At 57.4% G+C, this 26,410-nt stretch carries 20 protein-coding genes; 10 read left to right on the forward strand and 10 right to left on the reverse strand.

From position 1 onward, the window contains the following. Window positions 1–28: 28 nt before the first annotated feature. Window positions 29–877, reverse strand: a complete 849-nt coding sequence (locus tag ABDB81_RS14920) for an endo alpha-1,4 polygalactosaminidase (protein WP_237380352.1) — start codon at window positions 875–877, stop codon at window positions 29–31. Between the two features lie 459 nt (window positions 878–1,336). Between ABDB81_RS14920 and ABDB81_RS14925 the strand changes: the two genes are divergently transcribed. Further along, complete coding sequence (locus ABDB81_RS14925) at window positions 1,337–3,226, forward strand: PhoX family phosphatase (RefSeq protein WP_137925324.1); 1,890 nt, start codon at window positions 1,337–1,339, stop codon at window positions 3,224–3,226. A 218-nt stretch (window positions 3,227–3,444) separates the two neighbouring features. On the opposite strand, the gene ABDB81_RS14930 is transcribed toward ABDB81_RS14925, so the two are convergent. The 4 genes from ABDB81_RS14930 to ABDB81_RS14945 form a co-directional block, all read right to left on the reverse strand. Further along, complete coding sequence (locus ABDB81_RS14930; protein WP_346811841.1) at window positions 3,445–5,739, reverse strand: DUF262 domain-containing HNH endonuclease family protein; 2,295 nt, start codon at window positions 5,737–5,739, stop codon at window positions 3,445–3,447. Between the two features lie 35 nt (window positions 5,740–5,774). Beyond that, window positions 5,775–6,617 carry a phosphoadenosine phosphosulfate reductase family protein gene (locus tag ABDB81_RS14935; RefSeq protein ID WP_346811843.1) on the reverse strand — a complete coding sequence of 281 codons (843 nt, stop codon included), beginning with the start codon at window positions 6,615–6,617 and terminating at the stop codon, window positions 5,775–5,777. Further along, complete coding sequence (locus tag ABDB81_RS14940; RefSeq protein ID WP_346811845.1) at window positions 6,610–9,801, reverse strand: ATP-binding protein; 3,192 nt, start codon at window positions 9,799–9,801, stop codon at window positions 6,610–6,612. The genes ABDB81_RS14935 and ABDB81_RS14940 overlap by 8 nt, the downstream gene beginning before the upstream one ends. A 130-nt stretch (window positions 9,802–9,931) precedes the next feature. Beyond that, on the reverse strand, window positions 9,932–10,864 hold the full coding sequence (locus ABDB81_RS14945; protein WP_346811847.1) for a DUF4007 family protein: 933 nt from the start codon (window positions 10,862–10,864) through the stop codon (window positions 9,932–9,934). 508 nt (window positions 10,865–11,372) lie between these two features. On the opposite strand from ABDB81_RS14945, the gene ABDB81_RS14950 reads away from it, so the two are divergent. From ABDB81_RS14950 to ABDB81_RS14970, 5 genes are all read left to right on the forward strand, one after another. Then, entirely contained in the window at window positions 11,373–11,708 is a 336-nt protein-coding gene (locus tag ABDB81_RS14950; protein ID WP_346811849.1) for a hypothetical protein, read from the forward strand. 111 nt (window positions 11,709–11,819) lie between these two features. Next, window positions 11,820–12,800 (forward strand): DUF932 domain-containing protein, encoded by a 981-nt coding sequence (locus ABDB81_RS14955; protein WP_346811851.1) that lies wholly within the window; start codon window positions 11,820–11,822, stop codon window positions 12,798–12,800. 73 nt (window positions 12,801–12,873) lie between these two features. Continuing rightward, window positions 12,874–13,872, forward strand: coding sequence for a lambda-exonuclease family protein (locus ABDB81_RS14960; RefSeq protein WP_346811853.1), 999 nt, complete (start codon window positions 12,874–12,876; stop codon window positions 13,870–13,872). A 21-nt stretch (window positions 13,873–13,893) separates the two neighbouring features. Further along, complete coding sequence (locus tag ABDB81_RS14965; protein ID WP_346811854.1) at window positions 13,894–14,805, forward strand: phage capsid protein; 912 nt, start codon at window positions 13,894–13,896, stop codon at window positions 14,803–14,805. Then, entirely contained in the window at window positions 14,802–15,776 is a 975-nt protein-coding gene (locus tag ABDB81_RS14970) for a hypothetical protein (RefSeq protein WP_346811856.1), read from the forward strand. The genes ABDB81_RS14965 and ABDB81_RS14970 overlap by 4 nt, the downstream gene beginning before the upstream one ends. Window positions 15,777–15,861: 85 nt before the next feature. On the opposite strand, the gene ABDB81_RS14975 is transcribed toward ABDB81_RS14970, so the two are convergent. Continuing rightward, complete coding sequence (locus ABDB81_RS14975) at window positions 15,862–16,089, reverse strand: hypothetical protein (RefSeq protein WP_346811858.1); 228 nt, start codon at window positions 16,087–16,089, stop codon at window positions 15,862–15,864. Between the two features lie 425 nt (window positions 16,090–16,514). Beyond that, window positions 16,515–16,856 (reverse strand): helix-turn-helix transcriptional regulator, encoded by a 342-nt coding sequence (locus tag ABDB81_RS14980; RefSeq protein WP_346811930.1) that lies wholly within the window; start codon window positions 16,854–16,856, stop codon window positions 16,515–16,517. Between the two features lie 198 nt (window positions 16,857–17,054). Here ABDB81_RS14980 and ABDB81_RS14985 point away from each other — a divergent pair, with 198 nt between their 5' ends. Further along, on the forward strand, window positions 17,055–18,374 hold the full coding sequence (locus tag ABDB81_RS14985; protein WP_346811860.1) for a hypothetical protein: 1,320 nt from the start codon (window positions 17,055–17,057) through the stop codon (window positions 18,372–18,374). Between the two features lie 162 nt (window positions 18,375–18,536). Further along, window positions 18,537–19,589: a hypothetical protein gene (locus ABDB81_RS14990; RefSeq protein ID WP_346811862.1), complete on the forward strand. Its 1,053-nt coding sequence runs from the start codon at window positions 18,537–18,539 to the stop codon at window positions 19,587–19,589. A gap of 244 nt (window positions 19,590–19,833) precedes the next feature. On the opposite strand, the gene ABDB81_RS14995 is transcribed toward ABDB81_RS14990, so the two are convergent. Next, the gene (locus ABDB81_RS14995; RefSeq protein WP_346811864.1) at window positions 19,834–20,850 is read right to left on the reverse strand and encodes a hypothetical protein; all 1,017 of its coding nucleotides are present in this window, start codon (window positions 20,848–20,850) and stop codon (window positions 19,834–19,836) included. A gap of 419 nt (window positions 20,851–21,269) precedes the next feature. Between ABDB81_RS14995 and ABDB81_RS15000 the strand changes: the two genes are divergently transcribed. Beyond that, the gene (locus ABDB81_RS15000; RefSeq protein ID WP_346811866.1) at window positions 21,270–23,531 is read left to right on the forward strand and encodes a hypothetical protein; all 2,262 of its coding nucleotides are present in this window, start codon (window positions 21,270–21,272) and stop codon (window positions 23,529–23,531) included. A 117-nt stretch (window positions 23,532–23,648) separates the two neighbouring features. Next, a complete protein-coding gene (locus ABDB81_RS15005; protein WP_346811867.1) occupies window positions 23,649–24,359 on the forward strand; it encodes a hypothetical protein in 711 nt (236 codons plus the stop codon). A 109-nt stretch (window positions 24,360–24,468) separates the two neighbouring features. On the opposite strand, the gene ABDB81_RS15010 is transcribed toward ABDB81_RS15005, so the two are convergent. Together ABDB81_RS15010 and ABDB81_RS15015 are read right to left on the reverse strand one after the other, a co-directional pair. Beyond that, window positions 24,469–24,825, reverse strand: a complete 357-nt coding sequence (locus ABDB81_RS15010) for a hypothetical protein (protein ID WP_346811869.1) — start codon at window positions 24,823–24,825, stop codon at window positions 24,469–24,471. A 224-nt stretch (window positions 24,826–25,049) separates the two neighbouring features. Next, a complete protein-coding gene (locus ABDB81_RS15015) occupies window positions 25,050–26,357 on the reverse strand; it encodes a hypothetical protein (RefSeq protein WP_346811871.1) in 1,308 nt (435 codons plus the stop codon). Window positions 26,358–26,410 lie beyond the last annotated feature (53 nt).

Raw genomic sequence — 26,410 nt, forward strand, 5'->3', positions numbered from 1 at the left:
ACAGCGCATGGATCGCGCGCTGTAGTCCTCAATCGCAGCTATACCGATACTTGTCATTCAACGCCAACGGCAGCACCAACGTCCGCAGGTTCAACGCCTTGGCCTTCGCGCATAGCGTCTTGCGCGTGGTGGCGTCCTTCCACTTCGTCTGATACTCCACGTTGAACACAGGCTTGCCCTGTACGGTGAACGCCGAGTAACCCGCGCATTCGTTGTACCTGAAGCACGACTCGTTCACCGCGAAATCGAACGACGAAGCCAGATCACCCAACTGGTCCACACTGTTCTTCAATCCCACGGCCAGTCCGCGCGCATGCGCTTCGGTTGCCAGGAAGCGGTTGTAGTCGAGCTGCGTGGCTGCTGTCAGCGGCAAGCCCGGCTTATTGGTGTAGCCGTCGACATTGTCGGGATCGACCCCATCGCAGCCCTTCGCCCTGGCGAGGTCCATGCGCGCTTTCATGATCGTACGCACGTTGGCCGATCGCGTGTCGAGCCAACGTTCGCCCGCCCAGCCATCGAGTGCATTACCCATATCGGCGGCCTTGAACTTCGAGAAATCCGGGCGCCAGTTTTCGCTGCTGCCTGCCGAGAAGTAGCAGACCACGCGCTTGCCCTGCGCCTTCAGGTTATCGATGGTGGCCTGCGGCGTATCGAACAGGTCGATGTCGAACACCGCCGCGTTGTAGCTCGTATTGATCGTGCCCTGCAACTGCAGTTGCCACGTATCGGTCAGCGATGGAATCCACCGCGCCGGTGTCACCGCGCTCGACGTTGCCGTAGGTGACAACGTTGTTGCCTCCGACACGCGCACCACCGAATTGCCATCGTCGTCACCACCGCCACCGCATGCGGCCACTGTTCCGACGATCGCCGCCATTGCCACGCGCGCAAGCCCCCGGCCTGCTTTCCTGCGTTCCATAGATTGACCTCTCCAGTTGTACCCAACAGAAAAAAAATCGGCCGGATTGTTTGTCCCCCGCGTGGCCAGCCACCGGCGCGGGGATGCCCTTTTCAGGAAGGGTCAGTACGGTGTGGCACCGATTATGCGCGAGACAAGCGTCGATGACTGGACAACTCACCGCCCTGTCGACACGCCACAGGACTGTCATCGAACTCCGCCACCCTTACGGGACTTGTTCGCTTAGAAGTTATCGGTTGAGGATTCTGGAGATTGAAGGGGGATGCCGAAGTCCTCCCAAGCCAGATCGAAGATCGCCGATTGTGCAGTCATTGTGTAACGAAAAAGACATATCGCTTCCCTAGTATCTGCGGCTGTCCCTGAACCGGCGCGCGTCACGCAACGCGCGCCTTCCCGCAAAAGACTGGAGGAACGATCATGTCGTACATCACCGACAAGCTGCGCGCACCGCGCCGCGAAGCAGAAGGCAACAAGACAGTACCGGGCCAGACGCTCGAAGAACTCGTAGCCGCCAACCCGGCCCGTCGCCGCGTACTGCGCGGCAGTCTCGGCATGTCGCTGCTGTCCGCCTTCGGCGGCGGCACACTCCTCGCCGCATGCGGTGGCGACGACGACAACACCGCCGCACCGGCGCCCGCCCCTGCACCGGCTCCGGCCCCTGCACCGACGCCCGGCCAGCAGCCGCTCGACTACAGCGTCAACTTCAAGGGCCTGGACTCGAAGATCACGGCCAACAAGGTGACCGTAGCCGAGAACTACGAGACCTACACGATATTCTCGGCAGGCGACCCGGTCGCTCCGGGCGCAGCCGGCTACAAGGGGGCGTTCCAGACGTCGATGGAAACGGAGCAGCAGGCCGGCGGCAATCACGACGGCATGCACTTCTATGAAATCCCCGGCGTCGATCCGCAAAAGGGCGGCCTGCTCGTGATGAACCACGAAGCACCGGATGCCGCCATCCTGATGTCCGGCTCATACGACCCCGCCACCGCCACGCCCGAGCAGAAACGCATCGTGCTGTCGTCGGTAGGCGTGTCCGTCATCGAGATCGAACTCGTGGCCGGCAAGTGGGAAGTCAAGCGCAACTCGCTCTACAACAAGCGCTACTCCGGCAACACGTCTTACCGCGTGTCCGGCCCGGCCGCAGCCGCCGTGGGCCCCGTGGTCATCGGCACGCTCAACAACTGCTCCAGCGGCCATACGCCGTGGGGCACGTACCTGACGTGCGAGGAAACCACCGACAACTACCTCGACCCGACGCACGCCGACGAAGGCTACGGCTGGGTGGTCGAGATCGACCCGCTCCAGCAGATCAGCGGCCTGCCCGTGAAGCGCACCGCCATGGGCCGCTTCGACCACGAGAACACCGCGTTCATGACCACCGCAGACAATCGCGTGGCGTTCTACATGGGCGACGACGGCACGCCTGGCTGCATCTACAAATTCATCCCGAGCGCCGCGTTCGACGCCACCAATCGCCTGAACAACGCCAGCCTGCTCGACAACGGCACGCTCTACGCGGCCAAGTTCAATGCCGACGGCACCGGCGACTGGATCGAACTGACCCAGGGCAAGAACGGCCTCACCGCCGGCGCCTCGGACCCGGGCAACTGGACCCAGGCCGCCCCGGGCGTGGTAGTGCCGGTCAACGTCGACTTCAACACCCAGTCAGACGTCCTGATCAACACCAAGGCCGCCGCCCGCGTGGCAGGCGCCACGCTGATGGATCGCCCCGAGTGGATCACGGTGGGCCTCGACAAGACCATCTACTGCACGCTGACCAACAACGGCAGCCGCGTGCAAATCGACGCAGCCAACCCGCGCAACAACAACTCGCACGGCCACATCATCCGCTGGCGCGAAGACGGCGACTCCCCGCTCGCCACCAAGTTCAAGTGGGAAATCCTGCTGCTAGCCGGCGACCCCTCGATCGCCGCCCCCAACCTGAAGGGCAACATGATTGGCGCCACCTTCAGCAGCCCCGACGGCATCCGCGTGGACCCGAAAGGCCGCCTCTGGGTGCAAACCGACGCCGGCACCGGTACATCCGTCACGAACATCTTCGGCGCGAACTCGATGCACTACGTCGACCAGGTGACGAAGGAAGTGCGACGCCTGCTGGTCGGACCGCAAGGGTGCGAAATCACCGGCCTGGCCTACACGCCGGATCTGACGACGTTCTTTGTGAATATCCAGCATCCGACGGGGACGGGGGTGGCTGGTGGGAACTGGCCGGATGCGAACCTGCCGTCGAGGTCTTCGACGGTGGTGGTGCGGCATAAGGATGGGAAGCCGGTGGGGGGGTGATATCCACGAGGGAAGAAGTAAAAAAGCCACGCTTTCGCGTGGCTTTTTTACTGGAAATTGGTGCGGCTGCAGCAACCACTATTGGAAACAAAATCCTTTAAAATCAATGGTGAAATAGCCACCCGATGGATTTGGTACCAACACATGTACCAACAACTGACAACCGTGCATGCTTGTCGAAACCCGAACCTAGCGCTCGGGCGTTACTACGCGGTCTTCTAGTTAAGCCACGCGCTGGCGCGCTCCCAGAGGATCGAACAAATGCGCTCGGCGCGCCGTTGAACCAGTGCTAGGTTCCAAGGCTGTGTTGCCGGCACGTTTACGATCGATTCAAGATGGTGCTTATAGGATGCACTCTTCAGGAGATCGATCGTGTGTGGCTGCAGCATCACACCAATGCTCTTCGCTTCGTGTTCCAGTGCGGCTAGTTGCCCCAAGTCTGTTTCCGCTAAATGGCGAAAATAGATGGACTTCACCTGCCACGTCTGATTGCCCGCGGAACTGTTGATATCTCCAGGCAGCAAAGTCAAGTTTCCAACTGAGTGGTATGGCTCACTGCTATCGTAAAGAGCTTCATCCCATTGTCCCTGCCCTTTGACTGGGGCGATATGCTCGATAGTCTTGAAGTCGGCAGAAACCCATTTCGACGGCTCCAAATAAGCGCGCGTACCGGAAGCGGCGACCTTCATCAAGCCTATATTTTCCGGATCTGCTATCGTGTCATGCGAACTAACGAACAACGCGAGTTTACAAACCGGCTTCGCCAAATCGAATCGTAAATTGAGCTTTGCCTTTGCCATCCACTTGTCACGTTCAAAAAGCTCGCCAAGTGAAAATTTCAAATAGGCCTTCAATTTGTCTACGGTAAGCGCGTCGTTTCCTTCAGCCCATGACATAGCCGGAACATCTTCCGACAATTCGCCATGTCGCATGAGCTTACGATATACATCGTCCAGTCCTGAATTGGATTGCGCCGCTCGCCACAACGCGTAAAACGCGGCTACGGCCAGACAAGCCTCGGCGAAAGCCATGGCCGCTGCATCGTCCTTATCGCGAATTACACGAGAATAAAATCGACTCAAAATGGTGTTTGCCATTTTATGACCGGATTCGGACAAAAATAGCACCGCAAGTCCACATCTCGCCTTCAACTCGGCATTTAAGTTCTCAAGTCCAGCAATTGCGAGATCGTTGTTGGGCTCAAAGCTGAGGACGTCGCGCCAATATACGGCCAAATCGCCCATCCTACGAACGAACTCTTCACGCTCCGCGGGCGTTGTGCATTTATTGAAACGATCATTCAGATATCGTCTTTGTAAGCTGAACTGTGTCGATAGCGCGTGGCCATCATACGACAATGCGAAGGCAGTCAAAAATTCGTCTGTCAGTTTATTCTTCTTCGCAGTCGGCCCGGTGTCCCCAATTAACTCATCCACGTAGCCGAAATACTCGTTTGACTTCGTATCCTTAAATATCTTATTTTCTTGGGCAAGATGGTTTACCACAAGAGGCTTAAACGTCTCAAGAGCGGTCAGAGGTGTGCCCGATGCATTCAGAGACTGGAACATATCGAACGCCCACTCCTCTGAAACTGGCTTGATGACAGTAAAGCAGCAACGCTCCGTAAAGTAATGAAGAAAAGCAAACAGTTGAACCAGGGGAATTAGTGCGCGTCGGTCATTATTAGCAACAGCCCCATCGTCTTTCAGCAATTCAATGAGTTCAGGCCTCGGATATGACCACAAGAGCTCTTCTGGAATTGCTTCCAAAATGGACTTCGCCGATGGATAGTCGTTATTTTCCGATGGCTCAACTTGCTCGACTTTAGCGAGCCATTTTTTTATCTCGCGAACATTCCGATTCACGCGCTTGTCGCTTGGCCTCGAAACGGTCGTAATTTTATCTTCAACGTAAGCACGAATATTTTCCGCCAGATAAGATGCCACGCCCGATCTGTAATTTTGATCATCCGCACCATCGAATGTCCAACCGTCCACGGAGCCTCGTAGAATAATAGGTTTTCTGCTTGGAGCGCCTCGCTTAATGTCAACGGAGAACAATTCCAAGAGCAACTCTCTCTTAGCGTCCACCTCTGTCCGAAGCGCATCAAATCGCTCATCTTTCGGTAGCTTTCTGCCTAGCGCGACGAGATGCTGCAAGAGAACACAGGCAATGATGGCTATAGTGGATAGGCGTTGCTGCCCGTCGATCACGTTGTCAATACGAGTTGGAAGTGCCCGATCATCGCGTGGTTGAATGTTCTGTTTCGGGCTCGACTCCTGAAACAGGATCACAGTGCCCAAGAAATGGATTGATCGATCCCTCGCTTCCTTGTCATCATGAACCAATGACTTGACGCCGTTGAAGACATCTTCCATAAGCTGCTCGACATTTTCCGCCTCCCAACTATACTCGCGCTGATAGAGCGGAATGTAGTAACCGGCCCCGGGCTGCTGAAAAAAACCGGATACCGGCTCGCTCGTTTGGGAAAATGCCTTCGAGATATCAATCATTTTTCTTGGCTCACTTTAAATTACACCCACACCCATCATTTATGACAAACAAGGCATGCACCACCGCCTTCATCTTCCAGATATAGATCGTCAATATCAAGAATTTCCTCCGCCGACGGCCTTAACGGATTAAGTCGTCGCCTCGTCATCTCGCGGCTTTTCCTGATCTCGAAATCGGCTTTAATTTGAGCAACACGCTCCGGCCTCTCGAGTTGCTCCAATGACTCCCCTTGGCTCCAGGTAAACGGAGAACCGTGCGTCAGTGCATCTTTTTCGTATGTCTTTGCATCTTCAAATGCTTTCGGATGCTCTTCCCTCAACCTGACCCATTCAATCTTTTGCTGAAAAAAGCAGAATGTACAGCCGCTGCGAGACCGCCAATCATAGTACCTCGGTAGTCCCACGCCAGACGCATCCAGGAGATCGAAGACCCCCTGCTTGTCCACTCCGTGCTCACGAAACGGAAGTTTTACTTGGAGGCCATCGTGCTGAGAGACCAAACCCTCTCGATGGTCCTCATCGGCTCGAATGGCTACATAACTGTATACCTTATCTCCGCTCACGAGCCAAGGGCGAATCCAATTTTTAAATGGCAATAATTTAAGCTGCTTCGTACACCATCTCGTTCGAGGACTAGGCAAGAAATTTCCATATTCGCGCAACCAGAAATCAAAATCTCGATGCGGATTCAATCTCTCGATTGGGCGGCCTAGAAACCCCTCGAGTTTAGCTAGAAAATCATATACTTCCGGCAACTCCTTTCCGGTATCGGTGAAAAAATACTTGATTGGAAGTTCGGGATAGTGTTGACGCATGAATATCGCAAGGGCAGCACTGTCTTTTCCACCAGACAGGCCCAGCACGTGATGCTCAGCCAATTTTCTCTCCTTTTACTTCCACCAGATCTGTGTAAATCGCTGCTCCGGCTTCGGCCAGCGCCGCTAGGTAGACGTGGGCTTTGACTCCGCTCTTGGCGGCATCGGTCAGAATATGTCTTTTGAGCTTTTCAATGCGATCCACATCAGCATCTGCTACATCAAATGTGCCTGATACTGTTCCGCTCCCGCCAAATATCACTGCAAATGCGCGACGCGATACGGGCCGATTCCGCACAAAGGCAAGCGTCTCTACGCGACGGAATTCCATCGCCCAGGACAATAGCTGGATTTCTCCTGCATCAATATCGTGGTCTGACCAATCCCTTGCAGGGCGTCCGATTGCTAGCATTAGCAGCCCTTCGACATCGGGGAGCTGTCCGTTGAATTGTTCAAGGCGAATGGCAAAAGCATCGAGCTTTAGATCTGCCCCAACTCCAGCTACGGTTCGTGCCCGACCATTTAACGTGCCAAGTTCACCCTCATGATCTAGCGCACTCAGCAACCGCTCCTCGACGGCCCGGAGGCGTATAGGATACGCGTCGAGAAGTTCCTCGACCGTTGTAGCGACCTTCTCTGCAATGGGTGCAGCGGCTGCCGTCTTCAAAATCAAGGGCAGATCTGCAAATATCACTTTATGCGGGTCCGACGCATGGAGGAGCAATTTGCGAACTTCGAGGGCGTCCTTTGAAAGAGAGTTTGTACGCCTCGTCCAGTGAGGCAATTGGTAGACAAGCGCGACTAACGCTCTTGCGGTATCCAACACATCGTCAGCGACAGGCTTTCCAAGCTTTCGAGCGAGGGCTGTTGCCAGCAATCGCAGCATCTCCTTTTCGTTAGCCTCAATCCTTACAATTCGCCAGTCTATTCGCGTCGGATCCTGTAACCATTCATCAACATGCGCATCGACCACCTCTGGTGTGAAAACGCCATCGATGTAAAGGGCAAGCCGGCTCCGGTTGGCTAGAAAAAATGCCAAGGCAAAAATTGGCATAACGCCTTTCTTTACCCCGTACGGCGGCTGCGAGAGATCCTCATAGATCTCCTGCAGATTTACGGAATCCTGCTTGCCCCGGAAGACGACATCATTTAGGCGTTTCCATAACGGCTGAACAGATGCACTCCTTGGCGTTCCGCTAGGTGATGCGAATTGCCACCGGCCATCTACGGCACGATGAACACCGGAGCTTCTGAGAACAGTGTGGTACAGACCAGCGTCTGCAGAAAACGAGTCGTACCCGAGCAATGGCTGATCCACCTTCGACAGCATTGAGTGCAATAACTCTCTTTGCGCTTTGGCTGCACTACTAGACAGCGCATCGCGGTTCACGAGTTCGCTAAAGATATGCGGTGCGGACGTAAAGGTCTGGTCCGCAAGATCCGACGCTAGCTTCGGTAGACCTTCAGCGGCGTCGCGCTTGCACAGTGCTCCATCGAGATACCAGGATGCAGCGTTAAAAGCGTCCCTTATCTCCTCACTCAATGCCCCTCGAAGGCTTGCGATACGAGCGCTAATTTCGCGCACAGCAACGCTGTCACCGTGCAACTCTCTACGGTGGGACTTCACATGCTCTATTGCTTCTAGCTCCTGAATCAACTCTTCAATTCGCTCGCCGTTCGACGGAGTGCCTATAAGCATTCCGCTACCTTCTGCTGCTTTGGAAAACTGGCGCGCATGACGCTTCCTGGCGGAGTCGTCATCGTCCCTAGCCGGCAATACGAGGAGGAATTCTCCGCATTGATTCGGCGCCGGTGAGAACTCCTTAATATACTGCCGTGCTTCCCCGTGACGAAGGATCCTGCGCGAGAACCAACGCATAGCTCCAGTTGCCCAGTAGTGCCTACGTGCAGTGACCGGGGCAAGTGAAACCAGCTCGCCCAGCAATTCATTCAAGGGCCTCTCGCCAAGTCTTGAGCGCGCCTCGCGAATAGCACCATCGATATCGAAGTCGCTTCCTGCATAGATTCCCCATGCATCCAAATGCTTCCGATAAATTAGAATGGATGCACTCGCCAACTCGGACAATGCAGAACGCACAGCAGAGGAGCTTGCCTCCACAGAGCACTCAAGCAGTCGGTCCTCCGCCGCAAGACCAGAGCCATTCCGAAGCAACTCGATCAGACTGATTGTCTTCACCAGAGAGAGATGCAGACTCGAAAATCGTGCTTCAGCTCGGTCTACAGCCTCTGCGCCAGCTGCCCAGCGGTGCCCATCCGGCGACGACAGAATTGCCGCTTCAAAATTCGAGCGCAAATAATCCCAGAATTGCGCTGGCCAATAGTAGCTGTTTACGGCGCCCTTCATTCCTCCTAGCACGTCGAGGAAACCAAGATTTTCCGCGGACCCAAGGAATCCGAAGACGCTACGTTCATTCTGCCCAAAGCGCCTTCGAGATGCGGGGCCCAGCAACGCCGCAGTGACCGGGTGCAATGGCCAACATTTGTCCAAGAGAACACCTATGTCACTGGAAGTGCTAGGTCTTCTCTTTTGGATTACCTTACCTATGCGATCCGCAATCTGAGCGGAGCTAGGATGTTTGACGCGAACATCCAACGCGCGGCCGATCAGTGAGACAACTTCATCATTACCAGCAACCAACGGAATATCGACAAATCGCCCCTGGACCTTCGCCCAGTCATCGCGAGCAGTCTTTCCAAGACGTTGAGCATACTGTTCGAAAGACTGATGCAGGATCCCGACAACTACTAAGTTTCCCTTTGTGCGGCTTGCCGCCTCAGCCAGATCCTGAAAGAAGCCTACGTCGCCCCCAGCACTCGATGTATGTTCAAGAAATTTTCCGAGCTCGTCGATTATTAGGAGAACGCCGCCAATGTCAGTTCTATTTTCTGCCGCACGCTGCAGTTCTGCGATAACGTCCCGCTCCCCCTGATTCTTAGGCTTGGGCCCGCGAGTTGGCAGTTTGGAATCAATTTCGCGTCCAATCTCATCCACTATGGAGGCCCTTTTGCCTACCAACGGCAGTACAACCCAGGGATTCCGCGTCGCAAATATCTTGCCTAGGGCACTACCCTGGTCAAGTCCGAGAGCATCTTTCGCAACTCGTCGCAACTTCGGATCCCCAGCCGCCAATGAAGCTACAGTTAAGGCTAATGAAGATTTGCCGCCGCCATAGGGCCCTGTCCACGTAAACGCGCGCTGCTGCGTGTGAAGAATGTGCTTTGCCATTGTGTCCAGCACGTTCTTTGCAGACGGTTGAAGGACGTAGCCTTGGATCGCATCCGCGCGACCGAGGTCCGAGTCCAATCTCACGGACCTAAGGAACTGGCGATTAACTGAAATCAGGTCTGATAGAGATTCAGGCATATGCACGCACCAAAATTCCGAGTATGTTTTCTTCTTCCAATAGCTCATCGTTCGACAGGGCCACTTGCCGAACACCCGCGGTATCCGTCCACTTAAGTGCTCCGCGGGTAATGTCTTCAATTTTGGAAAGCCGATCAGCCACTGAATCCTCATCGAGCTTAAATACCCTGCCCGGAGATCCATATTCATGCGCAATAGCGTTAAACGACAGCGTGGCTTGCGACGTCCCACTATTTTTGCGCCACCGGGCCCAAAAATCTAAAATCGCATACACAAAAATCTCGTCCGGCAAAGAGTATTGCGCGCCGCGGTGAAATTGAAACGTATTCCCTTCGCCTTGTGAAAGGATCCCCAGCTCAACGAGGAGCGGCTCAGCCAAGTCTTCAGTTATATTTCTCTCGCTAGGAGTGGAGTAGCATCGCAGGCAAACATCGACGTCTCTACGTATCGTAGTCGGTGATAGCCTTAGACCGGCATCCTGCGCGTATGCGAGAATTGACTCCGCCACATGGGAAGCTGTGAAGATGTGATTTTGGATGAAATTAAAAACCCAAAACCACGTTGCCGAGCGGGGTGCCCTACCCGCTAGTAGCCAGTGTACAAGCCAAAGGGATCCGGGCCGCTCCAAAAATGGATCTGCGCCCTCTTCACCAAATAGAAAGCGCCCAATTGATCCGGGGGAATACTCGCCTGCGCTTGCCTCCGTAATGACGCCACAGGCTAGGCCCCAATGTCGGATCGCCGCAACCATGTTCTTGCCGACACCGAACCGCTCTATCGCATCATCGGCCGAGAAGACAGTCTTAGGAGCCGAGATGCCATGAAGAGCAACTTGATCATAGGCCTTGCGAAGCCATAGTTGCCGGAGAGGAAAAGTTTCGTGGCCCGAGAAGATGGGCTTAAGGTCTTGAGGATATCGGATCACAATCGTCGCACTGGTGAAGGTCCCCAGGGGGGCTGCCGGACTGGCGAATCTTACCAGTCTGAGCGGGCGCCGTCACGATCACAGTGGCGTCTGAGTGACGCCGTGCGTGCTGAATACGTCATGCATAGTTTCCAATGGGCTAAGTCTTGTCTCCGGCAACATGCTTCGCTGCGGCACAAAACGTTGACACAAACATGTGTGCGAAACCGATCATGCGAACTCAGCTCATTCGTTCCCAAGAAACCTGAAATTGGATGTACTCGCAAAACCCCATTAATACATTTCATCAGAAACACCACAATCCGGATTATTCGCTAATACATCAATACGGAATATCGCTGGTGCATCCTTTGGTCATTTTGTCGACGCCTCTCGCCTGGCACAGCGGAATCGCTAATAGGTATCGATAATCGAATTCAAAAAATATTCGCTCATATATCACCACATCGACACACCCTTCCGGTGTGCTCGGACAGCACGCTGCTGCCTGAATCCTGATGAGGCTGATATGACCACTTCCCTTTGCTGCCCCCGCTGTGACTCCACACGCATCACCACCCGCGACTACGCCCGCAAGACGGGCACTGTAGTAGGTGCTACTGCAGGTGCCGCAAGTAGCGCCGCCGCATCGCTCGGCGGTGCTGAGGCCGGTGCAACGCTTGGCATGGTCGCCGGGCCTGTTGGCGCAATCGTTGGCGGCCTGGCCGGAGCGCTTATGGGCGCGCTGATTGGTGGCGCGGCCGGCTGCGCCGCAGGTTCCGCCGTAGGCGAGCAGATCGATACCTTCGTACTCGACAACCATGAGTGTCAGGAGTGCGGCCATACCTTTGGCAAGCGCCCCTGAAGTTCGCGCCCTGCTACTCCTCGCTAGACAAGCCATGCCTACAGCCCTTCGGGGCTGTAGGCATTTTTGCTGTCTGTTTTCTCAATCCGTATATCTATCAAGGAGCAAGCCATGCATCTCGTTCAATCGATGGCCTATGTCAACCAAACACCCTGGCACGGCTTGGGCAATCAGCTTGCCGCCAATCAACCGCTTGAGGTCTGGGCAAGGCAGGCCGGTATGAACTGGCGCATCGAGGAAGCCGAAGTACGATTTGTCTCCGGCGCCGTCGGATCGGCCCTCGGTTCAATTCACGCATTTCCCGAGCAAAAAGTCCTTTACCGCTCGGACACAAGGGTACCGCTGTCCGTAGTGTCTGCTCGCTACAACGTTGTGCAACCCGCTGAGATTCTCGAGTTCTATCGCGACCTGACCGAAATCGGAGGCTTCGAACTGGAAACCGCTGGAGTCCTGAAAGAGGGCAAGAAGCTATGGGCGCTTGCCAAGACCGGTCAGAGCTCAACGCTGAAGGGTCGTGATCGTGTCTACGGCTATCTGCTGCTCTCGACCTCATGCGACGGCACATTGGCGACGACCGCACAATTCACTTCTGTCCGTGTGGTCTGCAATAACACGCTAGCGATTGCCTTGGGCGACGGTCAGGGAGCCGTCAAGGTGCCTCACCGCAGCCAGTTCAACGCGCAGGCCGTGAAACGCCAGCTCGGTATCGCCATCTCTTCCTGGGACGGCTTTATGGCTCGAATGAAAGCCCTTTCCGAATGCAAGGTCAACGATTGCGCTGTGGACGCCTTCTTCCGTCGCGTCTTGACCTATCCGACAACCGGAAGCGGAACCGGAACCGGAACGCCCGTACTGGCCACCAACGAGCGTGCTGTCAAGGCGGTGCACGAGCTGTTCGCCGGTCGTGGCAAAGGAGCCGACATGGCATCCGCAGCTGGCACTGCATGGGGCTTACTCAACAGCATCACTGAGTTTGTGGACCACCAGCGTCGTGCTCGCAGCGACGATCATCGACGTGATGCCGCCTGGTTCGGCGTGGGGGCCATCCTAAAGCAAAAGGCATTCGAGGAGGCCATGAAGCTCGTCGCATGAACTCCTTTCACAACCACATAAATGCCCGGGCGGGATTGCTCCCACCGGGCATTTTTCATTGATGGAGGTTGATATGTCTTTACCCGAGTCCAGCGGGCGCCGCAGCAGCCGGCCTGCATTACGGCTGGTGGATACCAAAAACTTGCCCCGCGAAGATTGGCTTGAGGTGCGGAAACGCGGAATCGGCGGATCGGATGCCGCCGCAGCCGTGGGCCTGAATCCGTACAAGTCGCAACTTGAACTCTGGCTCGAAAAGACCGGTCGGGATGCCGAGCTATCGAAACCCGACCCCAACGACACCCGTGAGCCAGTCTATTGGGGAACGCTGCTGGAACCCATCGTCGCTGCAGCGTACACACAGCAGACCGGCCACCGCGTGCGCAGGGTCAATGCCATCCTGCAGCACGCTGTTCACCCATTCATGCTCGCCAACCTGGATCGAGAAGTCGTTGGTGTTCCCGACGTGCAGATCCTCGAATGCAAGACCGCGGGAGAATTCGGCGTCCGACATTGGCAAGACGGCGTACCCGAATACGTGCAGCTGCAAGTACAACACCAGTTGGCAGTCACGGGCAAGCAGGCTGCTGACGTTGCCGTGCTGCTGTGTGGGCAGGCGCTGGATGTCCACCGGATCGAGCGGGACGATGCGCTGATTGCTCAGTTGATCGAGCTGGAAGGCCAGTTTTGGCGCTACGTCGAGACCGACACCCCACCGTCTGGAGACGGCTCCGAGTCGGCCGACGGCGCGCTGCGCTGCCTGTACCCACGGGATACCGGCGCCACAGTGGATTTCTCGGAGGATCGGCAATTGTCCGGGACGTTCGCGGACCTGGTTGCTGTACGGGGACAGATCGAGTCGCTGGAGCAGGCCGCGGCGAAGCTCAAGCAAGGCATCCAGCGGGCGATGGGCGATGCATCGCGGGCGCTGTTCGAGACCGGGGAAGTCACCTTCAAGCGCAGCAAGGACAGCAGCGGCACCGACCTCGACCGGCTGCTGGCCGATCACCCGCACCTGGCACAGCAGTACGCCATTTCCAAAGCCGGCTCTCGCCGCTTCCGCATTTCCGTCTGAACCCACTTAGGAGATGACTTCATGTTGAAAGGACTCGCCCTGACGCCCCCCGTGGTAGGTCGGATCTCTATCGGCAGGGTAGTAGAAAAGAATGGCAAGAAATTGCCTGAAAAAGACGATCAGTTCACGTTGACCACCCAGCTGCAGAACCGAGACGGGTGGATCTTGCACCCGCTCAATGAATCGCTACGCAAAGCCACCGCTGGCAAGCTACGCTCGATTCCGATACGGCTGTTGTTCAACGAGCCAGACTTGAACCTGCGCGCTGAGTACAGCCTGTTCGACCGGGAAACCGGCCGGCCGGTCTGTGTCGGCAACGGCGAGCAGTGCCGGCGCGTGGAGCGGGATGGCATCGTGTCGCTGCCCTGCCCGTCCCCAGACGGCTGCAGTTTTGGCAACTCCGGCTGCAAGCCGTACGGCCGGCTGAATGTCAAAATCGGTGACGACGATGACCTGGCGGCGTTCATCTTTAGAACGACCTCCTATAACAGCATCAGGACGCTCGCAGCGCGGCTGCATTATTTCAGCGCGGTGTCGGGCAATCTGCTGGCCTGCCTGTCGCTAGAGCTGAAGCTGCGCGGCAAGTCCACGACGCAGAGCTACCGCTCGGCCATTTACTACGTGGATCTCGGCATCCGGTCAGGCAGCACGCTGGAAGATGTCATCACCGAGGCGCGTGAGTTGGACGCGCGGCGCAAGGCGGCCGGCTTTGACCAGGCGGCATTGGACGTCGCTGCGAGACTGGGTTTCAGCAACGGGGCATTCGAGGACAGCCCGGAGGAGGCCGCCGCTGTCGTTGAGGAGTTCTATCCTGATGCCGGTGCTGGCGAATTGGAGGCTGGCGACACCGGGAAAGCCGATCCGAGCAGCTCGCCCACGCTGCTCGACAAGCTGGAGCGTAAGGCTGCGCTGTTGGGAGGCGCGGCAGCATGACCCGGCCATTCCGTGGAGCGCTGCTACTGGCGGTCACGGCGACGGGCACCGCGATCTGCCTGTCGGTCCTGGCCGGCTGGCAGCGCGGAGGCCCGTTGGCGGAGCGGCTGGTGTGGGTGGCGATCGGCATGGTGCTGGTGGTCGGTGGACACCTGCTGCCCTCGCTGGTGCGGAGCGCGCCGTTGGTCGTGCGTGGAGTGGCTGGCGTCCTGTGGCTCGCCTGTATGGCCACAGCCTGCTACGGCCATCTGACATTCTTTCTGCTAGCCCAGCGGCATGCGGGGGAATTACGGGCGGGTTCGATTGCCTCGCACGCCCTTCTGCCAGCCAACCGCGGCTTGACGGCGGTCATGGCAGACCGGGCAATGGTGGCGGCGCAGCTGGCAACAGCGAATATTCGTCATTGCCAGCGTGACTGTCTGACGTTGGACGCCCGTCGGCTGACGCTTGCCGCCAGACTCGACGCGCTGAACGCCGAAGCTGACGACATTCGACGGTCACAAGCCGCGGGCGACCGAGTCACGGCGGAGCGTGACGGGCTGACCGCTGACCCGGTAACGGTGCGGCTCGCTGCATTGTTCGGTACGACCGTTGCGCACATTGATCTGCTATCTGGCTTAGCATTCGCAGCAGTGTTGGAGGGGGTGGCCTGTCTGTTGTGGACGGTCACGCTGCGGCCACTACCAGCAGTCGCGCCCGTCACGCCGATTTCAGCACCAGTCATGACGAGTGCCACGCCGACGTCGGCTCGTCGCGAACGGAAGTCCAACCGTCGCATCGCTGCCAGCGATCCCGTCACGCCGTCGCCAATAGCCGAGTCAGCCGATCTCGCCGTGGCACAGCTTACGCAGGCTATCGCCGCGGGTCACGTCCGTCCGACGGTGGCCGATATCCGTCGCCACCTGGGTTGCTCGCAGGGGCGTGCTGCCGCAGTACGCCGCCAGCTCGTCTCGCTCAATCTGACGGCATAGGCCGGGCTCGCGCCCGGTCGCCGTCTTTTCTCATTTCCAATTCGACGTGCTGTCCATCCGGGCTCCGGAGGCTTGTGCACGCCCTTTACCTGGAGAACACCACATTGGGCAATTCCATGTCCGCACCAATTCCCCCAGCGTTGTCCCACCAGCGGGTAATGCTGCCGAACTCCCGCACGGCGATCTTCAGCCGGCAAGGTGACTGGGACGGCGGCAGTACCCGCTGCACTGTGCCGCGATGGCACTTGCCCTGCTGGGCAAGCTGTCCGATCCTATTCCGGTCTGGCGCCACACTGCGGGTCCTGAGGCTCATTTCTGGGACCAGGCCTGGCCGCACTACCTGCACGGTCCGACCCTGTCGGAGCTGGCGGCCTTCCTCTGGCAATTGAACTGTGGCTTGCGACCCGTGATAGCCGTCGGCAAGCCTGCCACAGTGCTGCGCTTCTGTGGCAGGGAGTCAGCGAAGGGCTGGCCACTCATTATGGGCTGGCGCAGCCGACATTCGCAGCGAACTCACGCGGCGCTCGCAATCGGTGTTGAAAGCCGGCGACATGCCCGCCGCGTCCTGCCTCACACGTTGCTGCTCCTCGATCCCGCCGAAGCCGAACCCGAGTTGGCCGGCTTCAATGCGCGACTGGAGTTTGGCGAGAAGGGACGGCTGTCCTTCGTCACGGCAGCATCGACCTTCCCGTTAGTAATCGAGGGGGGGATGTCGATCCGGCCCCGTCGGCACCGTAGTTACCGTAACCGGCTGCGCTTGATTTCGGGCGGTGTAGCCGTGTTCGCGCGGCGCGCTCCCGTGGGCGCCAGCGATACACCATCGAGCGGCGAGAAGAGTTGGGCCAGCGTCACGCCGAGGCAGTAGCAGATATTTGCCAGCGTCTCCACCGATGGGTTGGCAATGCCACGCTCGATCGCCGAGATATAGGTGCGATCGACGTGCGCTTCGAACGCCAAGGTCTCCTGAGACTTGTCCGCCGCATGCCGGCACTGCTTGATGCGTTTGCCCAGCGCAACCGAGATTGGGGCCGGACGAGCAGGAGAGGTGTCTGAGCGCTTGACAGTCATGGCGTGCAGGATGCCCACCTGACGACTGGTTCACGACGCTTTACATACGTCAAATTTAGTCGTGTTTACTCTACAATTCGCCGCTAAGTGGTCGATAAGCCTTAGTTGTAGGCCACATTGCGACGCGCGTTGTTGAGTAAACACTACAAAATAGAGTTTGCCAACTCGATGACGAAGTGATTTTCACAACACCCAGGAAGGACGAAACAAATGAAAAACATTCGGAACAAACACATGGCCCAATTGGCCCTCGGCGCCCTAATGGTCGGGGCGCTGGCGGCATGCGGCGGTGGCGGGGGAGACGATTCCAGCACGGGCAGCAGCCCCGCCCCCGCCCTCACGACCGCGACGGGTGTGGCCGCTATCGGCGCCCCGATCGTCAGTGGCAGCGTGGAACTGAAATGCGCTTCAGGTGCAACGGCTTCCGCGGCGACCGACGCGAACGGCGTTTGGACGGCCTCACTGAAGGCGACTGACTATCCGTGTGTTACCCGCGTCGCTGGCGGCCAGGCCAACAGCCAGGCGCTGGCATCGCCCCTCCATTCGGTGGTATCGGGGCCTGGCACGGCCAATATCACCCCGCTCACCGATCTGATCGTCGGTATCCTCAGCGGCCAGAACCCCGCCACGTGGTACGCCAGCGCGACGAATGGCACCTTGAGCGGCGCGATAACCTCGGGCGCACTGTCCACCGCCCAAGGCAAGCTCAAGACCACGCTTGCCACGCTGCCGGGCAAACCGGCTCTGCCCGACGGCTTCGATCCCTTGACCGCTAAATTCAGCGCGGAAAAGGGGGATATCGGTGACGACCTGCTCGAAAGCTACAGCGCAGCACTGGCGGCAGCGGGCATTACTCAGGCCGAAGCTGCAACCCATGCAGCTGCTGGCGAAGCCCTGACGCAAGAGGCATACGCCGGAACGGCCTTCACTACGCCGAACCTCACCACCTTCCGGGTCGGTGCGGCCAAGACTCTGGGCGGCGATTATGTGCTTTCCATCCCTGATCCCAATCGGGGGAACCTGGTGACTAAGGGGACGATCGATGCGGACGGCAATCTTGTTGCCCTCGCCGCAGATGGTCCGTTCTCAGGCTTCGTGAGCAAGGCAGGTAACCGTATCGGCGAGCTATGTACGACGACCGCTGGCGAGCAACTCAGCCAGTACGTCTTCGTGTCGGAGGATCTGGTTCCGGTCACCGATCCAACCGAGCTTCAGGGGAAGACCTACCTCGAACACGAAAATTGTGTGACGGGGGGTACTGGTACGTCGGTTTTCAACCCCGACGGCTCGTTCGTGTTTACCGGCGATGACAACGGCGGCGTACCGGATGAACCGATCACGAACATCGCACAGGCTTTCACCGATCAGGGGCGTGAACATGACGACAGCGTGGTGCGCGCCAAGGCCTTCAAGTACACGGCTGATGGCGTAACCACCTACGTCTATCTGATGGTCGCCACGAAGAAGGGTAAGACGGCGCCTGCCATTGACGGTGAGTCCGACTATGTCCTGATCGGTGTATCGAGGTAATACGGCAGTTTCAACTCGCGCTACCGAACCCCATAGGGTCGGTAGCGCATTTGTCAGGCGCAGCGGCCAGGGTTCGCCCAGGTCCTGCGCCTTTTCTTTGGCGGCGGAAGCATCCTCTCATGCCTCGCACGTTCCCCATCCCCCATCCAACAATCCCAAGTCATGAACATGAAATCCTCAATCCTGGCGTCGATGGCAGTACTGGGCCTGGCTCTGACCGGTTGCGGTCAACCGGAAGCTGCAGCAGTCAAGGCAACTACGGTCCCTGAGGACCAGACCCATGCATACGGGTCCGCTCTGTCAAACCGCGAATCCTGCGCACAGGACGAGTGGCGCACGTTCAACGATGACGCTAGCCGGCTCGTGGTCGAGTACCGCTGCACGCTGAAGAACGGCACCGACTTGCTCTCGGCACTGCGCCAACAGAAGATCCGCGAAACGCAGGACGAGTATCAGAAGTACTATCGCGGCCTCGATCAGAGTATCGAAAGCACAAAACAAGGTCCCGCCACCAGCGAAAGACTACTGGCAGAGGCGCAGGACAAGCTCGCCCATCTGCAGGCTAACAGTAACGGCGCACAGAACCACACACAGATGGGCGATGAGGATCCCGCACAGGCCCTGCGCCGTGCTGCGGTCAACAACGAGATGGGAGCTGGCGCCAGCGCAAAGTTCGCCGTCGAACAAGCTCAACGGCTTCTGACCAGCGCCAAGGCCAACCTCGAGAGAGATCTTGCCAGTCTTCAGCGGGAACGCGCCCGTTTCGAGCGCGCCGAGAAAGACGCCCTCTCACAGATCGACAAGACCTATGGCGGCATCACAAAGGCCAGCGAGGTGTTTCGGTGGTTTGTGCGGGATAGTCATGTCGTCCCTGCTTGGTCGGGCGTTGAACTGATGAAGCAAGATGGCACCGTCGCGCACTGGAACAAGGATTGGAAGCTGACCGTGCGGGACCTACTTCACTACCGAGGTGAAGATCATGTCCGATACGTGCTCAGTGTGCCCGCCAACATCACGCTTGGCCGAGCCAATATGTCCTCTGAACCGACTTCGCCGGCGACACGCTCGCACTCTCGCCAGCAATCAGCCAATCAAGGCGAAGCCTGCTACGACGCCAAGCTGAAGGACTTTCGGAACGGTATGGGGGAGGAGGCCCCTGTAAGCAACGACATGATTAACGAATGGCGTGGCCAATGTAGCCTACCCGAAGCCTGATGAACCTCTTGCATTGTGATGCCACCCACGTGAGTGTGGTGGCATCATTTTTTTTGGCTTCTTAACCGACCACGGCCTTGTTGAAGGTCGCAGAAAGGCCATGAGGACGGGCTAACACGATATCGACCAAAGCGTTATTGCCAAGCACGGTATCAAGATCGAGATGAACCGGCGTTTGTGTCGTCATACCCTGAGTTATCAGACCGGGGCATGGCGGCGCAGCTTTCTTCAAAACCGCCCAAAGTTAGAGGGGCGCGCCGGAGCTGGCAAATTGCACTGCGGGGCGGTATTTGATCGAGTACGGCGACATCGCAAGAAATTGCTGAACCACAGGTTCAATCGCGCGCAGGAATGCCGACTGCACCTCCCGCGCCGTCATCATGTTGTCGATGCCCTTCTGGCCACTCGGGTAGACATCAGCCTCCCAGCGGCCGCCGTGCATCAGCCCAACGTCGATGTCTGCAAAGTAATCCGCATTCATCGGAATGATGTGGTGCGGCAACGCCGGCAACGCAAACTTCGTACGGGGCAGCGCTGCATCGGGGTGCACACGCAGGCGAACGCGCCAAACGCCAGCCTCATACGGACTCGGCTGGATTGGGCGGAACGCATCGCAACGAACAATCGGCGTCAGGCTACGGTGGATCGCACGGGTGAGGCTGTGACGAACCCAGGCCAGACAATCTGCGTCCTTCTCCTGCAGGGGCAGGTCGTAGATGTAAAGGCCGCCGTGCCAGTGGCCTTTAACGAGCTTAGCCTCAAGCAATTGCCCCGACAGGCCGACCGGAGCGTCTTCGCCGCGATCTACTCGACGATCGTGGGCCGAATCCACGCGGAACGGCTCATGACCGTTCGCGAGGAGCTTCTGCGGCATCAGGAAGATCGGCTCCGGTTTGAATGCGCCCAGGCCATTGACTTGGACGTTCACACGGTATGACACGTCGGAATAGCGTGCCGGCTGCACGCGATCTTTGACGATTTCCACGTTGACCGAGACGCCATCGGCCTGCAGCTCGACGACGTCGGAGGTAGCCTGATCCGTGAGCTCGATCATCCGTTTGGCCATGCGCTCTTGATCAAACATGTCCAAGTGCGCAACGCCATCGCCGTACTTGGCGGAAACGGATGCGAATTTTGTATCGACGTAGCCTGCGGTTAGCGCTTCGAGACGATGGTTCTGGGAGATGCTGGTGTGATGTGCGACTGCTTTCAGCGTCGCAGCGTGGGCGAGAATCGCCTTGCGGATATCGTGATTGTGCATCGAGTGCCTCTCATGGTTGCAGCCTGCAATGTCTTACCCATCGATTTACAAATTGCACAGGCCGGCCAAAGGGAGGTAGTGCACAACGAAACGTGCCGAGCGGCGCGTCGCAATTACGAGTCGATGGAAACTCTCGGAAGCGGGACCGAGGCCAGAAGCCGGGAGCGACTATAGGCGATCTACATTTGCGTGGCAAGTGGAGAAAGTGTGGCTGAGCCAGTACGACTTCAGGGCTTACGCGTGGCCGGCTAGTGCTGGCTCGCGCGAAGGACTTGTTCTTGCGGGCAGACAGGCACGGTCCAGACCGTGTCCGCTCGGGCAAGCAGCATACCCGCCGTTGTTCCGCGTTGTTCCAAACCCTTGACAACAGAAATGATGTCATTTACATTTTGGTACATCATGGAACAACGTGAGGTCGCATGAGCTACACTGCATCCAAGTCCCCCACCAAAGACCGCCCCGGCTTCAGCATCAGCTTCCGGCATCCCTGCCGATCTGACTCCAAAGGCAAGCCAGGCTTGAAGGTGCGCCGCGGCCTCGGAACGGCCAATCCGGATGAAGCCGATGTGCTCGTTGCGCAGATGAACGAACTGTTGGCCGACGAGTCTTGGTGGAATGCCAGCCGATACAACGACGCTCTCCTGGCTTTCAGCCCAATCGTCGTCGATGCCTTCTTCGACGGCTTACAGGCCAGCGTGGCAAACCCCGTAGCGTTGCGCGACAACATCATTCCCCTGCCCGGTAGGGACGAAGGTTATGCTCGTGTCCTTTTCGTGGGCACCACAGGAGCCGGCAAGACTTCGCTGCTGCGGCACTTGATCGGCTCTAACCCTGACAAGGACCGCTTCCCCTCAACCTCGACTGCCAAGACCACGGTGTCTGACATCGAGGTGATCCCTGACGACGGCGCTTATCGTGCGGCAGTGACGTTTTTCTCCGAACACGCGATTCGGGCCAACGTCGAGGACTGCGTAGTTGCGGCCTGCTCGGCGGTGTGGGATACCATGGGCGACGAAAAAGTCGCCGACAAGCTGCTGCACCATGCTGACCAACGTTTCCGCCTGAGCTATCTGCTCGGCGCTTGGAAAGCCACCGGCGATGATGTGGCGGACGATGACTGGGACTTTGGTGGCGACAGCGAGTCGGTCGCCCCTCCAGCGGACGATCGAGAGGCTATTTCAGCCGCAGAAGCTGCTGCGCTGCAAGTGAAGCTTGCCGGCTATGTCGAGCGCGTTAAGGTAATTGCGGTTGCGAAAGCCGTGGCGATCAAGGCGGAACTCCTGCCTGAGCCGTCCACGATCCAGCCTGAAGACCTGCAGGCTGCGCTAGAAATCTTCCAGAGCGAGCTGCTCGACGACGATGCCTTCCGCGATTTGGTGCTGGACATAATGGACGACATCCAACTGCGGTTTGACCGCCTGGATGTTGGCACGCTCACCAAGCGCAGCAAGACCGCGCGCTGGCCTGAGTTGTGGACTTACGAAACAGAAGATCGGGATGACTTCCTGCGTCAGGTTCGCTGGTTCTCCAGCAACTATGCACCGGCCTTCGGGCGGCTACTGACACCGCTGGTAGATGGCATCCGCGTGCGTGGCCCGCTGTACCCAGTTTTTACTGATCGCCGCAGTAAGGTCGTGTATCTAGATGGCCAGGGCTTGGGACACACACCAGACTCGTCCAGCAGCGTCACCACGCACGTGACGCAGCGGTTCGCCGATGTGGACACCATCATGCTGGTGGACAACGCGGAGCAACCCGTGCAGGCCGCCGCACAGGCGGTACTTCGCGCCGTTGCCGCCAGTGGCAACTACGGCAAGCTTGCCATCGCTTTCACGCATTTCGATCAAGTGAAGGGCCTCAATTTGCCCGGCTTTGCCGCCAAGCGTGCCCACGTGCTGGCCTCGGTCTACAACTATCTGGGGCGGCTGCGGGACGTCCTGAACGGCCCCATTGTCACCGCGATGGAGCGGACCATCGACACGCAGTGCTTCATGCTCGGCGGTCTGGATGCCGCGTCGGAGAAGTTGCCCGGCGGGGTGCGGGTGCAACTGGGGCAGTTGCTCGACCAGTTTGATCGCTCGATCACGCCACCACCGCAGCCCGACGCGAAGCCGTCCTACGACCCATCGGGTCTGGGCTTCGCGGTGCAACGCGCCGCAGACAGCTTCCAACGTGCTTGGAGCTTCCGCCTTGGTTTTGCGCACAGCGCAGAGGTAAGTACCGAGCACTGGACGCGAGTCAAGGCCTTGAACCGCCGAATCGCGAATGAACTGGACGTCGAATACGACTCACTGCGTCCCGTGGCAGACTTCGTGGGTCGCATCACCGAGGAGATCTCGAACTTTCTGGATCACCCGGTGCATTGGACGCGAGTTCCTAAGGATGACACCGAAGCGCAAGAAGCCATTGCACCGATTCGGCAGGCTGTCTTCCGCGAGTTGCACTCCTTGGCTGTGGCACGACTGGTAGGTGAGCATCTGGCTGACTGGCGCCGTGGCAACGACCATAAGGGCAAGGGTTCGGCGACACGTCGCGCAGTGGACATCCGTGGTATCTATGAACTGGCTGCGCCTGTCCCTGGCACCGTAAACTCAGAGCCCGCATTGGCCTTCTTGAAGTCTGTACACAGCATCGTGCGCACAGCGATCGAGGAGCAGGGCGGGCAGATGAAGAGTCTCTAGGCGCGACCTTCCGAATAACTTGACTGTATTGAGCTGCGCAGAATAATGGGACCTACGCTTTCATGGCTTGAGCGATGCCATTACCGCGACCGCCTACGCGAAGCACGCTACTCGGCATTGGCCGATGCCGAAGGCTTTGGCGAAGTGTGCTTCGCATTAGAAGCTATTGGTATGCGACTACGGCGGCAGGAAGGCCAACTGGGCTCCTATATCAGCGAACTTTATGAGCTCGCGAAGGATTCCGATGTTCTGCATCATGTTGCGACGGGATTTCCGACCTTGTTTGCAAGCTTTTCCGCGTTGTACAAGACGGTCCAGAACGCTCGCAATGATGCAATGCATAGTGGCGTTTATGCTCGCCACGCGACGGATGCATCAATCGCGCTATGCATTGCCCTTGAGGAGGCGCTAATGAAAGAGCAAGATTTTAAGCGAGTAACGGTCGGCGATTTTATGGTCCGATCTCCAGTGGCTGTTCAGCCTTGGCAACCGGTCGCGTATGCTCGGCAGCTTATGCTTACGCATTCGTTTTCGTTCCTTCCCGTCAAGCTTGACCAGGACTGGCTTCTGTTGCCTGAAGTCTCTGTCGCAAAGTTTCTGCATCGGAAAGAAAAGAGAAAGGAACTGCTAGCGAAAGAAATACAGGAAGTCGGCGGACTCAAGGAGAGTGGCGCAGAGCTCGAACTTGTTCGTGCCCGTCTCGTGAGTGAAGCAGCAGCGGTCGACGCTCTTTTGGCGGATGCGGATGCAAGTGTCCAAACTCTTTGGCTGGTAGACGATGGCCACGGAGGCCTGGCCGGCGTGCTCTCTCCGTTTGAGCTAATGTAATACATAGCAGACCACCCCAGTTTTGCCACGAGCGGGTTGGGCCAGTTCGTTTCGTACTTATGCGAGCCAGCCCCCATTTCGGGCGACATGCTGCCTTAGTGACGCCCGATTAAGCCGCGCTACGCCGCATTGCTTCTCGCACTTGCGATACATCTTCTCCCGGCTGATTGGTTACTACCGTACGGTCACGCTCCCGCTGCATTTCTGCCAGCCAGCTTTTGAATGTCACTGGCGAGATGCTGAGCTCCATGCTCTTGAGCTTCCTGATAATCGCGGCATGCGATAGTCCTGCTGCAATGAGTTCCAGGATGGTGTCATACATATTGCGAAAACGTTGCCTTCTTGGATCCATGCGCTGCTGCTGCGTCAACAGCGTGCGTAGCTCATCGATATCGGCTTGCGTGCCGTGCGATTGCTGCTGGCCTGCCTGTGAACTATTCGTCAGGTTCGGGGTGAGTTGCATCACGGGTTCATTCCTCATGTAGGATGGGTTGATGAAATGCCGCTGCGCAATGTGCATAGGCATTGCTGATCATCCCTAGATGGCCTAGTGCTGTGCAGGGGAGTTTCTTAAACACGCGCTGAACGGCCGCTGATTTCGAGAATCTCCCCTGCCTTGCGCGATGTACAAAACGCTCCCGGAAGGGCTAGCGGATCGTTTTGTACATGCCACCAAGCCCCGTTCATTCGCTACACGAAGATTCCTTCGAGCATCGACCGATATTCTTGGCCACAGAGACCAGTGTCGCGCGGACGCCCCAACTTCACGCCATGGCGCTCCCGGCGCTTCCCGTGCAACACCATCTGCTCTTTGCCCGTGTTTTTTACGCGGACGACCTGCGACGCCTTGACAAAGTAGCTGACTGCCGTCCAAAGGTGACGTATCTTCTCGAAATCATCATGCTCAACGATACCGATACCGACATTGCGATACTTGCCTTCCGCAGCCTTAGCATTGGCGCTGAAGTAGTATCCACGCCCTTCGGTTATTTTTTCGAAGTACTTACCGATTTCGTGTGAATACCAAATGTGCCGCTGTGCTTCCGAGCCCTTGTAAAAGAAGCAAATATGAGCATGATAGCCAACGTCACGTGAATATTCGATACGACCGAAATAGTCGATGAACTTCTCCTTTCCAAAGAGTGATGGCTTATGACGAGCATTGTTGAAGAACATCTTCAGATCGTCCTTCAACTCGTCGAGGCCGATCACTCGTTCGGATACTTCATTGGTCTCGGTGGCGCCCAGGTATGCCAGATACTCATGTTCTGACTGCTCCCGCAACTTGATACCACGAGCGATTGCTTCGGTCTGATTTGCGCAAGCGCTTCGCCTGTAAAGGAAGACGACGTCAACGACCATAATGCGAGCGTGCTCCTCAAGGATCCGGATCAGGAACGATCGCAAGTATCTCCGGTTCCGGCGGCAACCACTCAGCCAGTCACGCATGCGCTTGGCCAGCTGTTTCTTCCTAGCCGCTTCACGTATCATCAGTACGAAGTTGTTCGCCATCCTCGCATGCTTGGGTTCTATATCGTTGATGACCATAGCTACGCGATTCCCATCGTCGGAAGGGAGCCATTCAATGTGTCCGTACTGACAGATTTCGTGTTGGCGATACTCCTCGAAGAACAGATCGAAGTCTGGCGGGAATGCTAATGACGGACTGTAGATTCGAGCATACGCTGGCAGCAACCTAATGTCATAGGCCATCCTCAGTGCGACAACGCAGTCGACGCCATCGCGTCTCGTTATGCGATATGGTAGATCGTCTGTTTCGAACAACCTCTTACTGAATGATTCAAGCGCACTGAGGTGTGCTGCGGGGATGGGGATGTAGTAGCTCTCTCCGTTATGACCGTATATCCGGTTTAGTCCAATCGATATTTTTTTTAGAGTTGTTTCATCGATACCTTGCTGGTTGTTTTCATGTTCAATTTCGTTCATGCGATCCAGATCACCATCGACAACACTCTGCGATTGATTTTGGTAGCTCATAATCACTTCTTAATCATTTCCATCTACGCCATCTTCTCTGATTCAATATCTGA

Origin of the sequence: Cupriavidus sp. DL-D2, assembly GCF_039710735.1 — a bacterium.
Taxonomy (GTDB): domain Bacteria; phylum Pseudomonadota; class Gammaproteobacteria; order Burkholderiales; family Burkholderiaceae; genus Cupriavidus.